We start from the raw sequence: 15,533 nt of genomic DNA on the forward strand, positions 1-15,533 counted from the left end.
TTTAAAGATACTGATTATAATTCATCCTGCGCATCCTGAATATGCTGTGTAGCTTCATCAACAGAATATGTTCCGCCTATAAGTCCCTGCATGGCTTCCTGTATTGCTGTTTCAATAGTAGGCTCTGCAATTCTCTGGTTTACAAGACCAGCTGCGATATCTTTACCGGAACGGTTGAATTCATCAACTACATTCTGAAGTCCATCTCTCTCTACCATTGCGCTTGTATCCGGCTCAATATTCGGATAAGATAAATGGTTATTCATATCATTTGCAATTTCCTGTGCGCCTTCACCTGTTGCAAAACTCACAAGAGCTTTCCATGCTAAATCTGGATTCTCGCAGTTCTTTGTAATACCATAACCAAAATCAACGCCGCCAATAGCCTTTGAATCAGAAAGTCCTTCTTCAAGAGCCGGCAGATAGAAATAATCGTAATCCCAATTTGCAACTGCATCAGATACATCTTCACTTGTATATTCCTGTGCCCACCAGGAGCCAAGAAGCATCATACCTGCCTGGCCTGCCAGGAATAATGTGGTGCCATCGCTGTAACTTGTAGATGATAAAGAACCATCCTGCATTACACCATCATCAAACAGTTTTTTATAGTTTGTCATAGCTTGTTTCATTTCATCACAAGTCCATGCTTTTTCGCCATTCTGACATTCATCAAACAGTGTGTCACTAATCTGGGATGTACACATAAGAAGAAGATTAACATGCTGCCATCCATCAGCACCGCCGAAGAATAAAGGTGCATATCCATTATCTCTCAGAGTTTTTGATACTTCTACCAGTTCATCATATGTAGTAGGAACCTTTAATCCAAGCTGCTCAAATAAAGTTTTGTTATATTCTACATAAATATCCTGTGTTTCAATAGGAAGAATATAATGTCCATCATCACCATCTTTATTTCCGAGCTGAAGCTGGCTCTGTGTTACATTATCATAAACAGAAGTCCAATCGTCACCCCATTCTGCTTTCGCATAATCACTCAGGTCAATCAGGTAATCTGAATATGTCTGAGTCAGCGATCCAGGCTGAAGACCTACGATATCAGCAAGATTATCAGATGCAGATGCCGCAGAAAGTGCCTGTAAGTATTCCGGATTATAATTATAATTTGTATAGTCAATTGTAATATCCGGATTTGCTTTTTCAAATGCATCAATCATTTTTTCTGCTGTACGGGTAATAGGAGACCATGTCCATAATGATACAGATGTTTCATCTGCTGCAGACACAGCTGTTGTTCCAAGAGTAGTTCCTAAGATTGCACTAACTAATAAGATACTCATTAATTTTTTATTCTTCATCTTTATTTCCTCCAACGAAATACATTATATTTTCAATTTCCCAGTTTTTGACTTATCCCAATTTACAAATAAAATACCTTTACTACTTAATTATTCTTTCATATTTTTCTGCTGTTTCTGTCCAGTATTCCTGTTCCTCAGGTCCGTATTGCTTCATACTGAAACATTCTGCTGAAAGACTTCTCATTTCTTTTACTGTTTTTACTTCACCCATTGCATAAAGCTGAGTCAGGAGATTTCCTGTCAATGTCGCATATTCCATTCCTGCATATACTTCTTTGCCCAATGCATTACTGATCATCTGCATCAGAAGTGAATTTCGCACTGCACCATTTATTATATTGATTCTGCCATATATAATCCCAAGTTCTTTCAAGGCTTCTGCATAATGACGAATCTTTAATACGATGCTCTCATAAATGCTACGTACAAATTCCCCATCTTCTGTAAGTTCTCTCTGTCCTGTCTGTGCGAAATACTGATTCATTTTTCTGCAAAAATCCCCACCTGCCTCATTGAAACTCAGTACTTCTACATCAAACCACGGAACCGGATTTTTAACTTCAAGAGCCATATTTATAAGATCAACAAAAGAATAAGTAATTCCCTGTTCTTTGCGTGTCCTGATAAATTCGTTCAAATGCCAGCAGGCCGAAAAATCTCTGTATATGATTTTCTTCCTGTCAATACCTCCGGTATTTTTGAATCCTTTCAGGTATCCTTCTCTTGAGAGCAGACATTCAGATCTTTCTACTCCCATACTTACATTTGTGCCTATGCTTATATAAAGTTTATTTTCTCCAAAATCAGGAATCGCAGCTACTGCTGCAGCACTGTCATGACCTACTGTAGCTACCAGTCTGGTATTTTTCATTCCGGTCTGAATCTGTATTTCCTGCCTCAGATTTCCCTTAAATGTTCTCGGTTCCACAATTTCTGTATAGAGTTTTTCTGGTATTCCAAATCTTCTGGCTACCTCTATACTCCAGTTTTCCTGTCGGTTTTCCATCAGACAGGAAGTACCGGCAATAGTCATTTCGGTTGTTTTTACTCCTGTAAGAAAATATCCCAGAAGATCCGGCAAAAGCAACATACTGGATGCATTATAAAGAACAGCACTGTTCTCTGCCCTGTAAGAATATAACTGCGGTAATGTATAAGTTCTGTTGCACTGACATCCTGTTAACCTGAACAGCTCGTATGTATTCATCACACTGTTCATATCCTGAATAGTTGTACGGGTACGTTCATCTCTGTAATGATATACGGGTTCCATAAGACGTCCTTTTTTGTCCAGAAGTCCATAACTTGCTCCCCAGGTATCTACTGCAACAGCATCTGCTTCCCCATATTTCTCTTTAAAATATGCCATTCCATCAACAATCGCATTGTGAAGAGAAAAGACATCCCAATATAAAGCTGTTCCAATATCTACCGGGCGATTTGCAAAATCTCGGTATTCTCTGACCAGCAACTGGCTGCCATCAAATTCTCCAAATGCCATTTTACCGCTGCTGGCTCCAATATCTACAGCAATTACTTTTTTATTCATGCAAGTACTCCTATACTTTGATTAAATAAAACTGCTTCAACAGATTCAGATTTTTTCTTCCAGAAATTCAAATGCATTCTGCATTACCATTGCTGCAGCTCCCATAGCTCCCAGATTTCTTCCAAATTCTGATGCCATAATTTTCAGTCCGTTACTATTTTCTTTTATAATATTTTCACTGACTTTTTCTCTTACACCATCCAAAAGTATATCCCCCAGTTCTGCCAGTTCCCCAAACAAAACTATCTTTCTTGGTGCAAAAATATTTACCAGCATACTTAAGGTATCTGCTATGAATCCTTTGACCTGATCCAGAAGTTTTAACGAATCCGCATGTCCTTCCCGGACAGAATTGATAAAACTCATCATTGTCACCTTATCCATGTCTCCCTGAACAGCTTCCGCAATTTCTCTGAATCTTCCAACTTTGATTCCATCAATTATCTTATTGACAATTGCTACATCAGATATTTCCGAGTTCAGACACCCATAACGTCCGCAGGAACAAATCCTGCTTCCACCGCTGACTTTTACATGTCCCAGCTCTCCGGAATATCCGCAAGTACCACGAACTGGCTGATTATTTATGATTGGAATCACTCTAGCGCCCGTTCGTATGGAAACAAAAAGCATATCCTCACATTTTCCTCCATATACCAGCCATTTGTAAGCAAAAATCATCACATTAACGTTATTATCCATATAACACGTAACATGAAATTCCTTTTCGAGAATATCTTTTACAGGAATATTCTTCCAGTCTTTCAGATGACTGTACGAAATTGCAATTCCCCTGTTCGCATCGCTGTATCCCGGAATACCTATTCCTATTCCTATAACTTTTTTGCTTTTCTCTCCAAGAAATGCAATTCCGTCATAGATCATCTTCTTAACTAATTCCAATACCTGATCTGCAGTTTTTTCACTGGTTTCGATATTACGTTCTGCATCATAAATAAGCTTTCCTGTAAAGTCCAAAGCAACACAATGAATTGCATTCCTGTTAAATTCGACTCCCAGAAAATATCCACCCTCAGAATTAATACGAAGCCATACAGGTTTCCGCCCTACTCTTGAATCATTGCAGCTTTCTTCGTAAACCAGACCCTCCTGAATCAGCTCATCTATTGTACTCAATACTGTTGTCATACTGTAAGCAGTGATCTTTTTAACATCATTTCGAGAAATATTTTCATGCAATCTGATGACACTCAGCATTTTGTTTCTTTGATAATTTTTACGGTTTTCTAAGATTGAATCCATCTCCATACTCTATTCCCCTTCTTATTTTATATAATGATGGCAAGTTTAAAAATTTTTTCCCTAACCTGATATATGCAAATTGCTCCGATGCTTTGCATTTCCCACAATTCTCACATTATATAGTAAGTATAACAGAAGCAGGAGGTTTCGTACTTAGTTTTTTATTTTTTACGTTTTTCTCTATTTTCTTTATAAATATCAAAAAATCTTGCAACTTCATCTCTATCAAGAGGTGCCTCAGATTTTAATATATATTTTGTAATAAGTACCTGTTCTGCAATTGACTCACAAGCTTCTACCACATTCATAGCATCTTCAACTGTCTTTCCTACTGCAAGACTTCCATGATTTCCAAGAAGAACAATTCTGTAACCATCTGCCAGATATGGTTCTGCCATTGTCAGGATGTACTTTGTTCCAGGTGCTCCATATGGTACACATGGAATCTTGTGGAAATTACCCATCATTTCAGGAAGTGCTTCTGTCTCTACATCCATACAAGCCATTGAAAAAGCTGTCAGAATCTTAGAATGACTGTGAACTACACCACCTACATCCCATCCATTTGCTTCGCAGATATCATAAGCCATAGAATGCATAATTACTTCTGAAGTTTCTTTCATACCCCAGATTCTTTCACCATCTTCATTAATAACTGCAATTTTTTCCGGTGTAAGAAGTCCTTTATTCTGTCCTGTAGGTGTAATATAAATCTTACCGTCCTTTTTAGTAGAAATATTACCGGCGAAAGAATTAACAAGACCTTTATCATCCATACGTTTTGCTACAAAAAGAACTTCATTTATCGCTTCCGATGAAATTTCCAGTTTTTCCATCTGTTCACGTATATTTTCCATTGTTTAAATGCCCTCCCTTGTGTGTTTTTATTATCTTTTCGATATAATTAATATATCTCAATTTATAATCAATGTCAATAGTCTTGTTTATTTTTGACTTTTTCTATAATTTTTGGCATTGGCGTTTGTACATTTCTTCTTTTTTTATTGTTTTTTCGTTTTAATTCTTTAGATATTAAAATCGTTTTCGTTATAATTACATAAAAAATATAATTTTAATAGTTCCAAAAATTCAGTCATTTTACACTAACCACAACGCAAAAAGACCCCCGGAGAATCTCCGGGAGTCTTAAATTGCTAAAATCTATTATGCTAATTTCATCGGGTTGATCTTCACACCAGGTCCCATTGTCGGAGTAATAACAACGCTCTTTAAATACTGACCTTTCAGTGTGCTTGGTCTAGCCTTAACGATAGCATCGATCAGCGTCTGGAAGTTGTCGCTTAACTGTTCCTCTGTAAAGGATGCTTTACCAACCGGAACATGAATGATGTTGGTTTTATCAAGACGGTACTCAATCTTACCTGCTTTGATATCGTGAACTGCTTTAGTAACGTCCATTGTTACTGTACCAGCTTTCGGGTTTGGCATTAAACCTTTCGGTCCAAGTACACGACCAAGACGACCTACAACACCCATCATATCTGGAGTTGCAACAACAACGTCAAAGTCTAACCATCCTTCGTTCTGGATCTTCGGAATAAGATCCTCAGCTCCTACGAATTCAGCACCTGCTGCTTTTGCTTCTTCAGCTTTAGCATCTTTAGCGAATACTAAAACACGAACTTTTTTACCAGTACCATGTGGCAGAACTACTGCACCACGGATCTGCTGGTCTGCATGACGTCCATCGCAGCCTGTACGGATATGAACTTCGATAGTTTCGTCAAATTTAGCAACTGCAGCTTTTTTAACTAAGCTGATAGCTTCTGCGGTATCATATAATGTAGCGCGGTCTACTGCTTTAGCAGCTTCCACGTATTTCTTTCCTCGTTTCATTTCTATAACCTCCTGTGGTATTTGCGGGGAACGCCCTCCCACTTACTATTTAATATTAAAATTAATCAACTACTTCGATTCCCATACTTCTTGCAGTACCAGCGATCATGCTCATAGCTGCTTCAAGGGATGCTGCATTTAAGTCTTTCATCTTAAGTTCAGCGATTTCCTGAACCTGAGCTTTAGTAACCTTAGCAACTTTTGTCTTGTTCGGTACGCCGGAACCGGATTTGATCTTAGCAGCTTTCTTAAGAAGAACTGCAGCCGGCGGAGTTTTGGTTATGAAGCTGAAACTTCTGTCTGCATAAACAGTGATAACTACAGGAATGATTAAGTCTCCCTGATCTGCTGTTCTTGCATTGAACTCTTTTGTGAACTGAACGATATTTACACCGTGCTGTCCAAGAGCTGGACCTACAGGTGGTGCTGGAGTTGCTTTACCAGCCGGAATCTGTAATTTGATATATCCTGTTACTTTCTTTGCCATTTTTCGGCACCTCCTATGTGGTATTGGCGGGGGTTTATGGTCCCTCCCACGATATTGTTACCTTTGCTTGTTACATCTGTTTGATTTCTGCGAAACTAATTTCTACCGGCGTTTCGCGGCCGAAAAGTTCAACATTGATTGTTGCTGTCTGTTTCTGCACATTAAGGGCAGTGATAACACCAACGGTATCTTTCCAGGCACCGCCTGTGACAACAACTGTATCACCCTCTGCGAAATCGACCTGAATTTCCTCTTTCTTGATACCAAGAGGAAGCATCTCTTCCTCGGTCAACGGTACCGGCTTGGACCCTGGTCCAACGAAGCCTGTCACACCTCTGGTATTACGGACAACATACCATGTATCGTCATTCATAACCATGTTGAGAAGTACATAGCCAGGAAACATTTTCTTCTGAACCTGTTTCAGAGCCCCGTTTTTCAGCTCAGCCACTTCCTGCAGCGGAACACGAACTTCAAGGATCTGGTCTTCCAGGTGTCTGTTTTCGATGGTTTTTTCAATATCGACTTTTACTTTGTTCTCATACCCGGAATAAGTATGAACAACATACCATTTCGCTTCTGACATACAATCACCTTATCCTTATTTCATTAAAAGATTAATGCCTTCGAGAATAAATGAATCCATGACGCTGATCAGTACGCAAAGCACGATCGACACGCAAACTACCACGATAGTCTGCTTAATCAGTTCATTGCGGTCTGTCCAGACAATCTTCCTGAATTCTGACTGAAGTCCCTGAAACCAACTCTTCTTCTGGCTCTTGCCAGCAGATTTTTCATTTCCTTGCATAGCCTGACCTCACAATTCTCTGTGAGTAACTGTTTCGTCCAGTTACCTTGGATTACTTTGTTTCCTTATGCAGAGTGTGTTTGCGGCAGAACTTACAATATTTCTGAGTTTCCATTCTCTCAGGATGGTTCTTTTTCTCCTTAGTCATATTGTAGTTACGCTGCTTGCACTCGGTACATGCTAATGTAATCTTAACGCGCACAACTTCCACCTCCAGTGTTTTCATTTGCATGGTCATTTTCCTCATGCCGGACGATGTATCCGTCATCTTTTCGGGCATAAAAAAAAGACCTAACTTCCATGTCGCTTGTCAAGTTTATCACACATGGCATGCCTAAGTCAAGTCTTTTCTTATTATTTATGCCTATATTTCATCGCATATTTTTTACAGGAAACGCAGCTATCCGACGCCGTATGGTATTTCTTCTGAAAATACCCATATCCTTTTCTTCAATCTGCCATAGAGTGTGTCTGAAAAATCATTCCCGCAATCTACACGCCCCACTTTGCGGGATATTTCACCCGAATTCAGTTGCCGTAGCCCGCTACGGCGCCCTCATCCGGGCAAAATATCCCACAAATTGTGACGCACATCTTGCAGAAAGCCTTTTTCAGACACGCTCTAGCTCTCCAGAAATATTTTTCTTCTGTTGAACTTTATCAGAAGTAATCATATCCTCCATGGATATCTACAATACTTCCATTCATGTAGTTATTGGTAAGTATACTGTACGCCATATCTGCCACGTCTTTGATCTCACCGAATCTGTGCAGTGCGATCTTGCGGTTGATGCGTTCGTAGCTTTCCGGTGTGCGGTTCTCATGCCAGGGCGTCTGGATGAAACCGGGGGCAATGGCATTGACTGTGATGCCTTTTGGCTCAAATTCCTTTACCAGCGATTTGGTAAGGAAGTGGATGGCAGCCTTGGTCACGCCGTATACCAGAGAGGATGAGTATGCCTGCTGCCCTGCATAGGAACCCATGAAGAGTACTCTTCCGCCCTCTGTCATAACAGGCATAAATTCTTTGATCATAAATACAGGTACAGACAGGTTGGTATTTACGATCTTATTCCATTCCTCGAAAGTGTAATCCTGAAATTTATCGTAAGTGCTGATTCCCGCATTGCTGATCAGCCAGTCTACATGTCCTGCTTTCTCTTTTACTTCTCCGACGAAATTCATCATATCGTCATAGGAAGACATGTCCGCTTTCAGAATAATAAGCTTCTCCTGGTCTTCCGGTTTCAGGTTGTCCCAGAATTCATTGGCTTTATATGCATTGTGGGCGTAAGTGGCAAAGATCATATCATCTTCTGCTGAGTTTGCCAGTATCTTCTCCACAATACCGCGTCCGATTCCGGAGGTGCCGCCTGTGATCACTGTTACCTTGCTCATTTTATATTCCCTCTTTTTATTCATCTATAATACAGACAGATCTGTTCTCTGTCATGCGGGAGTCTCCCCACTTCCATAAAACGGACTGCCTGCAAAAAAATTCCTTCTATATTTATATATTCCACATTACCGAAATATATTCTTCACTCCTACAATTCCATCAGTCTGTCATAAACTTCCTTCGGTGCATAGGGCTGCTGATTGTGGATCGGTTCACCCAGACAGGTCTTGGGATATGCAAAAGTTCCATGCTCCAGCATAACTTCCAAAAGTTTCGGGCCTTCCCCTTCCAGAAATTCCGGTGCTTCTTCTCTGACTGCATCGCAGAGCATTCTCAGTGCAGGAATGCCGTAAGCCTTTGCCACCTCTGCGAAATTACAGGAAGCAAAACCGCAGCCGTCTGTGGTTCCTGCGAACAGACAGTCAAAATAATCTCTCTGCAGGTGACGGATCATGCCAAGTGCTTCATTATTCATAACCATGATCTTAACAGGAAGATTCTCTCTCTTCACCCACTCCAGTTCCTGGATATTCATCTGGAGTGCACCGTCTCCGCAGATGCAGGCGGTCGGTTTTCCGGTTGCATAATACGCTCCGATAGCTGCCGGAAGCCCGTAGCCCATAGCTCCATGTCCGCCGGAGAAGAGAAGTTTCTGTCCTTCATGATTCTTGAATGACTGGTAACTCCATACCATATGCTGTCCTACATCCACTGCGATCGCGGAGGTATCCTCCAGCATATCACTGAGGTCTGCGATCATACGGTTCGGATATCTTTCTGGTGTGGCATCATCAACTGCCTGAAGATTTTCTTTAATCTCTGTGCAGACATTCAACCAGTCACTTACACCCTCTATATCAGGATCATCCACTTTTGCAAGACAATCAATCACTGCTCCTGTCTCTGCCTGAAGCTTTACCTCATTCTCACCATTCTCATGGATATCTCTCTGAAGATTGTATGGATCAATATCTATACGTATGATCTTTGCACCTCTAGCAAATTCATGTACTTTGGTTCCGATCTGTCTGGTACACAGAGAAATGCCAAAACAGAGAAGCAGATCGCTTTTTGCATTGGCGATCATATTTGCATAACGGTGTCCATAGGCACCGCCGATGCACCCGAAATTCAGCGGATGGTCGTATCCCAGAACTGATTTCGCCAGAACGCTGGTGATGATCGGAATCTGTCTCTTCTGTGCAAAGCGGATCAGTTTCTGCTGGCTGAAGCTGCTGTCCACGCCATGGCCCAGCATGATCACCGGACGTTTTGCCTGTTCCAGTGCTTCCAGAATCGTATCTGCCGCCTGCTGTGCTGCGACTACATCTGTGTGTTTGTCCTCAAAAGTCATATCATAGACCGGGTTCTCCACTTCACTTCTCTGGATATTCATGGGAAGATCGATGAGCACCGGTCCTCTGCGTCCTGTGGTTGCAATATGGTATGCTTTATTTAATTCCTCCACAATGTCCTCAGGGTTTCGTATCTGAACAGCATATTTGGTGATCGGTTTCGCCATTGCCACAATATCTGTCTCCTGGAATCCCTGCTGACGCAGCCCCTTAATCCCTGAATACTCATAAGTGTTCAGCTGTCCTGTGAGAAAGATCACAGGCAGAGAGTCGTAATAGGCATCTGCCACACCACTCAGAAGGTTGATGGCTCCCGGTCCGCTGGTAGCATAGGCGCAGGCACATTCTTCCTTCGCCTGTGCGTATCCGCAGGCTGCGAAAGCTGCCCCCTGTTCATTGTAACTGGAATGATTCTCTGTCTCCGGATTTCTTTCAATGGAATCTACCAGATGTGCGATCATCGTTCCCTGGTATCCAAAGAAATGACGGATTCCTTTTTTCTGCAAAAACGTAACAATATAATCTGAAAGTTTCATGTTCCCTCCCGTCAGATCAGCGTGCCGATCTTACTTCTCTGTACTGTCTTTCCTGTTTTCTCCAGTACGTCTACATAAATGTCAAAAATCTCTTCGTCCTCTGCAAAGAGTTCGTTCTTCTGCAGACTCTTCTGCATCATCTTGAAATAGGGACGAAATACCCTCTCAAGTGTCATATAATCTTCATTCTTATACAAGTTCTTAATGTAGTCTTTCTGCTTCTCATAGGAAACACCCAGATTCATGCGCTCCCCACAGAACTCTACATAATCCCAGCATTCATTGAAGTAGTCTTTGTGCCGCCTGCTTCTGGCAAGTTTGCGGGCATTTTTCATTCGCTCTTTACAGTATTTCTCAAAGTTTCCGGATTCTTTCCAGAACTGTGTATAGCTTACCCTCGCACTGACTGCCAGCGCAATGGGTGTCACATAGCGGGGTTCCTTTACATCTTTATAATTCTTTCCATAGCTTATGGTAAGATACTCTGCGGTTTTTGCCGGAACCTGGAGTTCTGCGCCTTCCAGAGTGACACGTTTACTCTGCGCAAAAATTTCTGCAGGGAAAACGGTAGTCTGTTTTCTTCTTTTGAGGATATATTTATTTGCTCCGGGCTGCTGGCAGGATCTGACAAGCCTGTCATACAAATGTGCAGCCTGTCCCTGGCGCCCGGTTACCATGCACTGCAGCCGCATAATTGTACGGTTCACCCTGCTCCTGAAATTTCTATCTGCATAGTTGATATGACAGAGCTCTGTCCATGCATTCTCATCTCTGGATAATCTGCGTTCTGCTTTTACAGAAGCTGCCGGCGTTCTGAGCGGAAAAATATTGACTCCTATTCCCGGGAATGCGTAGTCTCTGGTGTTGTCCAGATTCAGGCACAGAGTATCTGTATTGGTGTATCTCAGATAAAATCCTGAGAACCATTTGTGGCTCTTCATGGATTCCAGCGCTCTCTTTTCCCTTGGATCTTCATCCACAGCCAGACGGAACCGTTCCATATCCGCTGTTTTCATCAGCACAACTCCAAACATGGGATTCTGTGGGAAAGGATGCCCTTCCACTGCGCAGAGTGTCAGTCGTGGAGAGAGGTAATATTCTATTTTATTCCGGCGGCATATTTCATCGATTTCCTGTAATAATGATAAAATCACCTTTTGTTTTTTGTTCAACTCTTTACTCCATTTCTATTGATGTCACTTAACAGTTACAGTCTGCACGATCTTCTTAATATCTTCAATACTTTCATATTTATCAAGCCATTTATCAAGCACAACTGTAATATCCGTCTTCTTTCCAAAGCTTTTCGCCTGTCTGCTGCCATCGTTCAGATCATTGATAAAAATACGGTACAGTTCTGTTCTTACATAAGAAGGCATCTCATATTCCAGTGCTTTCTTATAATTTGCAAAGGCCTCCCTGGTCTGTCCCTGTTTCATCCTGACATCACCCACCAGCTTATAAGCGCAGGCTTTCTCTTCTCTGCGGAACTGACGGTTTCGTACCTGTTCTGCAAGCCACTCCAGTTCGCTCTCCTCACCTGTACAGATGATCTGGGTGCGCAGTTCTGCAAGCTCATCGGAATACCCCAGCCGCTTCCATGCTCTTGTAAGAGCTTTCCTGTACATCTTATGTTCTTCTGAAACTTTAACCTGTATATCCGCCGGCGCTTTAACTTCTTCAGTTTCTGCTGACGGATCTGATACTTTTTTATTCACATCATCAGCCGATGTTTCATCTGATGTTCTATCTGATTTTATCTGTTTTCTGCTTTTTCCCGGATTTTTCTCCACACTGACTGGCGTGATCATCTGTGTGCCGATTACAGCCCGGATTTCACCGATTTCTTTCTCTATCTCGCTCTGCGTACGTGCACACACTGTTTTTGCCAGATATAATGCTCCCTGGATATCATCATCCTCAGGTATCAGACGACTCCACAACTCCATCAATGCGAGAGCCTCCTTATTGTTGTGGTTTGCAATAAGCTCTTCACAGCTTTTCAGGATTTCAGATTTGTATCCTCTGAAGAATCTATCCATCTCCATCCATACAATTCCGTTAGTTGTCTTATTCTTTACCTGAAGATAAAGCTCTGCCGCTTTCTGCATCTCGCCATCCATCCAGAGGATATCTGCCTTATATTTCAGGAAATAACCATCCTCAGGAAACATCTTAAGAGCCTTATCAAGAAAACGTTCTGCTTCGACCCGGTTCTCTCCCGCATCCTCCATCAGAAACCTGCACTTAAATTTCATAAATCCCGGATGTCCTGGATATTTCTTCAGAAGCTCATTGACGATCTGTTCTGCCTCCTTTATCCGATGGAATTCATAATGATCCGCAGCTTTCCTGAAAAACTCAATATCTTCTTTCAGTCCCTCCATCTCAGGACTCAGATGGTCAAGCTGCTGACGGACCTGCATCATCCGATATACCTTTGACACACGTTCTGTATAAAACAGAGTAAGCATTGCCGCATAGAATACATCGTCAGGTATCTCCACAAGTGTTGGATGATAAAAAGCATAAATGTTGGTATAGTCTTCTCTTCCGATAAAGTCAGCACTGAGCTGATTCTTATAATAAGAGCCAAAAAGTGCACTCAGCTTACGGAAAGATCTGCTTTCCACCAGCTCTCTGATCTTAAGTCCTGATTCATCGATTGCTCTCTGCAGGTCCAGTGCAACAGCGTGGGCTTTCATTGCAAGCCCATCCTGGCGGACCTTATGGTTTTTTTTCGCAATGCGCATATTGTAGAACTTTCGGAACACACTGTCCCAGCGCAATCTTTCCTTATTGATCTTCGGCATGTATTCTTCACGTAGCTCCTGATAAGGAAGATCATCTACACACACTGCTACATGACCCTCCCTCTTATCATGAGGAGGCATATATGACCACTCGTCTCCATAATGCCAGATCAGATAGTCACTGCACTTATTTGGGATCATTGCCTTTTTTCCCTCAAAGATGCCCTCCTTTACAGGGAACATCATATCCTTATCGAAAAGAAACGGGCAGCCGCCCCAGCGCATGGCATAACGGTCACATTCCTCTTCTTTATAAGAGAACATGATCTTCTCAAGCTTTGCCAGTGTCCTTTTTTTGCCAAGAAAAATATAAGAAAGAAGATACTTCAGATACATGGATGCAGGTATCTCCCAGCGGTCACTGTAACCTACGGAAATATTGATAAGATCTGAGTAGATCATCATGTGTGTTCTATATTTCTCGTATTCTTTGTCGTCAGCCGGAATAGGATCCAGTGTAAGAATGTCTATGATTTCTCCGCCGCAGTCCTTCCCGATAATCTGGCTCTTATGGATGGCACAGGTATTTGTGGATGCGTAACGCGGAAATGAATTTGTATAGTTTCTGTCCACCTCCGAACACTGTATCTCTCTGTCAGGCGGGAGTTCTGTTTTGCATATCTCTATGAATTTCTCCCAGTCCGGACGTGGCATATAAAGGTCTACATCATCATCCCAGGGAACAAATCCCTCATGTCTGAGAGCTCCGATCAGGGAGCCTCCTGCCAACACGTATCTGAGGTTATGTTCTCTGCAGATTTCATCAACCTCCCTGAAAAGCTTCAGGAGGTATTTCTGTTTCTCCGTCATGAATTGTCCTTTCTGTTGATTGTTTCCAAAATTTCTATTATTTTTACCGACTCATCATAGAAAAGCCGGGTACATTCTGTCCGTTTGTCTCTGATCATAATCATCAGCTCCTGCAGCAGATAGCGGAAACCATTTCCCTCGAAGTTAAAGCTGTACCTTTTCAGAAATTCTTTTCCTGAAATATTGGCTTCAAAGTATCCGGTGTTCCACCAGTCATTAGGGATAGTTACCCTGCCGTTGCTTCCGATGATCACAAGTTCATTCTCAATGTCAACCGTTGTTCCGATCTCAATAGTCGCCAGTGCACCGGCGTATTTCATGGAAATCATATCATATACAAAACGGCCTTCCTGATTGCGGACCGCATTGGTGTTGATATCCTGGCATTTTTTTCCCAGCAGTTTCAGTACTGCGCAGATAGCTGTGCAGACCGTCTCATTAAAAGTCCTGCCGCCCTCGAAATCATCCTGGGAGATTGCACATTTGACACTTACCAGATCTCCCACCAGGTTACTGTGTACTAGCCATACCAGCTGATTAAACGCCCGCAGGTAGACCAGTGTGGTCCGTTCAATGAGAACCACATTGTTCTCCCTTGCCACCTGAAACAGGTAGCGCAGTTTCTCTGAGGAAAGTGTCATGGGCGAATCACTGATCACATATTTTCCTTTTTTCAGCGCTCGCTCAATATATTCTGCTCTCCGGTTCAGCGATGTCTTGATATAAACAATATCTACATCTGCCAGAAATTCATCATAGCTGTTCCAGCAGGAACCTAACTCATATTTATCACAGAATCTCTGTGCAGTCTCGTGATCCTCGCTGAATACACGTTCCACATGAACTCCGCTGACATATTTGGATTCCTCCACAAAATCATTATCCCGGATGTCATCCGTCACGATTCCCATATTAAAGATAACACCTTCACTGCGAAGCTTTGTACTGGAAATATTCTTGGTCCTTTCCAGATAAACTACATCACAGTAGTTCTTAAGGTAATCGAATTTCCCTCTCCAGTCAGATCCTACCACCAGGACATCAATATCATACTTAATGATGTCATTGACCTTCTGTCCCTGATATTCCTCAATGATGATCTCATCTGCCAGCCCCGTCCTTCGCACATTCTCGATTCTCTTAATGAGGCTGTCCCGCACATTGAGTTTGCCCCGCTCAATGTCAAAGCTCTCACTTGTGACACCTACGATCAGATAATCACCAAGTGCTTTTGCTCTTTTGATAATATTGTAGTGGCCTTTATGAAAAAGATCAAAAGTGCCATATGTGATTACTCTCTTCATTCTTTCATCATAACTCCCCTGAAA

General features: G+C 41.9%; 14 protein-coding genes and 1 pseudogene. 1 reads left to right on the top strand and 14 read right to left on the bottom strand.

Features of this window, described 5'->3' with window-relative positions:
* Window positions 1-14: 14 nt before the first annotated feature.
* The 9 genes from I4V44_RS08175 to rpmG form a co-directional block, all read right to left on the bottom strand.
* Window positions 15-1,322, bottom strand: coding sequence for an ABC transporter substrate-binding protein (locus I4V44_RS08175; protein ID WP_196002582.1), 1,308 nt, complete (start codon window positions 1,320-1,322; stop codon window positions 15-17).
* A gap of 82 nt (window positions 1,323-1,404) precedes the next feature.
* Window positions 1,405-2,874: a rhamnulokinase gene (locus I4V44_RS08180; RefSeq protein ID WP_055200243.1), complete on the bottom strand. Its 1,470-nt coding sequence runs from the start codon at window positions 2,872-2,874 to the stop codon at window positions 1,405-1,407.
* Between the two features lie 45 nt (window positions 2,875-2,919).
* Window positions 2,920-4,143, bottom strand: a complete 1,224-nt coding sequence (locus I4V44_RS08185) for an ROK family protein (protein WP_196002583.1) — start codon at window positions 4,141-4,143, stop codon at window positions 2,920-2,922.
* A gap of 155 nt (window positions 4,144-4,298) precedes the next feature.
* Complete coding sequence (locus I4V44_RS08190) at window positions 4,299-4,994, bottom strand: class II aldolase/adducin family protein (RefSeq protein ID WP_118338525.1); 696 nt, start codon at window positions 4,992-4,994, stop codon at window positions 4,299-4,301.
* 307 nt (window positions 4,995-5,301) lie between these two features.
* Complete coding sequence (rplA, locus tag I4V44_RS08195) at window positions 5,302-5,994, bottom strand: 50S ribosomal protein L1 (RefSeq protein WP_055200248.1); 693 nt, start codon at window positions 5,992-5,994, stop codon at window positions 5,302-5,304.
* A 61-nt stretch (window positions 5,995-6,055) separates the two neighbouring features.
* Entirely contained in the window at window positions 6,056-6,481 is a 426-nt protein-coding gene (gene rplK / locus I4V44_RS08200) for a 50S ribosomal protein L11 (RefSeq protein WP_008705378.1), read from the bottom strand.
* Window positions 6,482-6,551: 70 nt separating this feature from the next.
* Window positions 6,552-7,067 carry a transcription termination/antitermination protein NusG gene (gene nusG / locus I4V44_RS08205; RefSeq protein WP_008705379.1) on the bottom strand — a complete coding sequence of 172 codons (516 nt, stop codon included), beginning with the start codon at window positions 7,065-7,067 and terminating at the stop codon, window positions 6,552-6,554.
* A gap of 15 nt (window positions 7,068-7,082) precedes the next feature.
* A complete protein-coding gene (gene secE, locus I4V44_RS08210; RefSeq protein WP_008705380.1) occupies window positions 7,083-7,292 on the bottom strand; it encodes a preprotein translocase subunit SecE in 210 nt (69 codons plus the stop codon).
* Between the two features lie 52 nt (window positions 7,293-7,344).
* The gene (gene rpmG / locus I4V44_RS08215; RefSeq protein ID WP_025578252.1) at window positions 7,345-7,494 is read right to left on the bottom strand and encodes a 50S ribosomal protein L33; all 150 of its coding nucleotides are present in this window, start codon (window positions 7,492-7,494) and stop codon (window positions 7,345-7,347) included.
* A gap of 212 nt (window positions 7,495-7,706) precedes the next feature.
* Between rpmG and I4V44_RS18200 the strand changes: the two are divergent.
* Window positions 7,707-7,865, top strand: a pseudogene (locus I4V44_RS18200) (DUF6783 domain-containing protein); the annotation flags it as partial.
* 87 nt (window positions 7,866-7,952) lie between these two features.
* Here the strand turns inward: I4V44_RS18200 and I4V44_RS08220 are convergent.
* The 5 genes from I4V44_RS08220 to I4V44_RS08240 form a co-directional block, all read right to left on the bottom strand.
* On the bottom strand, window positions 7,953-8,690 hold the full coding sequence (locus tag I4V44_RS08220; protein WP_118587367.1) for an SDR family NAD(P)-dependent oxidoreductase: 738 nt from the start codon (window positions 8,688-8,690) through the stop codon (window positions 7,953-7,955).
* A gap of 149 nt (window positions 8,691-8,839) precedes the next feature.
* Window positions 8,840-10,582, bottom strand: coding sequence for a thiamine pyrophosphate-binding protein (locus I4V44_RS08225; protein ID WP_118330459.1), 1,743 nt, complete (start codon window positions 10,580-10,582; stop codon window positions 8,840-8,842).
* 11 nt (window positions 10,583-10,593) lie between these two features.
* A complete protein-coding gene (locus I4V44_RS08230; RefSeq protein WP_118759329.1) occupies window positions 10,594-11,754 on the bottom strand; it encodes a LicD family protein in 1,161 nt (386 codons plus the stop codon).
* A 24-nt stretch (window positions 11,755-11,778) separates the two neighbouring features.
* Window positions 11,779-14,205 (bottom strand): LicD family protein, encoded by a 2,427-nt coding sequence (locus tag I4V44_RS08235; RefSeq protein WP_196002584.1) that lies wholly within the window; start codon window positions 14,203-14,205, stop codon window positions 11,779-11,781.
* Window positions 14,202-15,509: an adenylyltransferase/cytidyltransferase family protein gene (locus I4V44_RS08240; protein WP_118341630.1), complete on the bottom strand. Its 1,308-nt coding sequence runs from the start codon at window positions 15,507-15,509 to the stop codon at window positions 14,202-14,204. The genes I4V44_RS08235 and I4V44_RS08240 overlap by 4 nt, the downstream gene beginning before the upstream one ends.
* Between the last annotated feature and the right edge of the window lie 24 nt (window positions 15,510-15,533).

This window comes from Blautia sp. 1001283B150304_161114_C9, assembly GCF_015668165.1.
GTDB classification, from domain to species: domain Bacteria; phylum Bacillota; class Clostridia; order Lachnospirales; family Lachnospiraceae; genus Blautia_A; species Blautia_A wexlerae.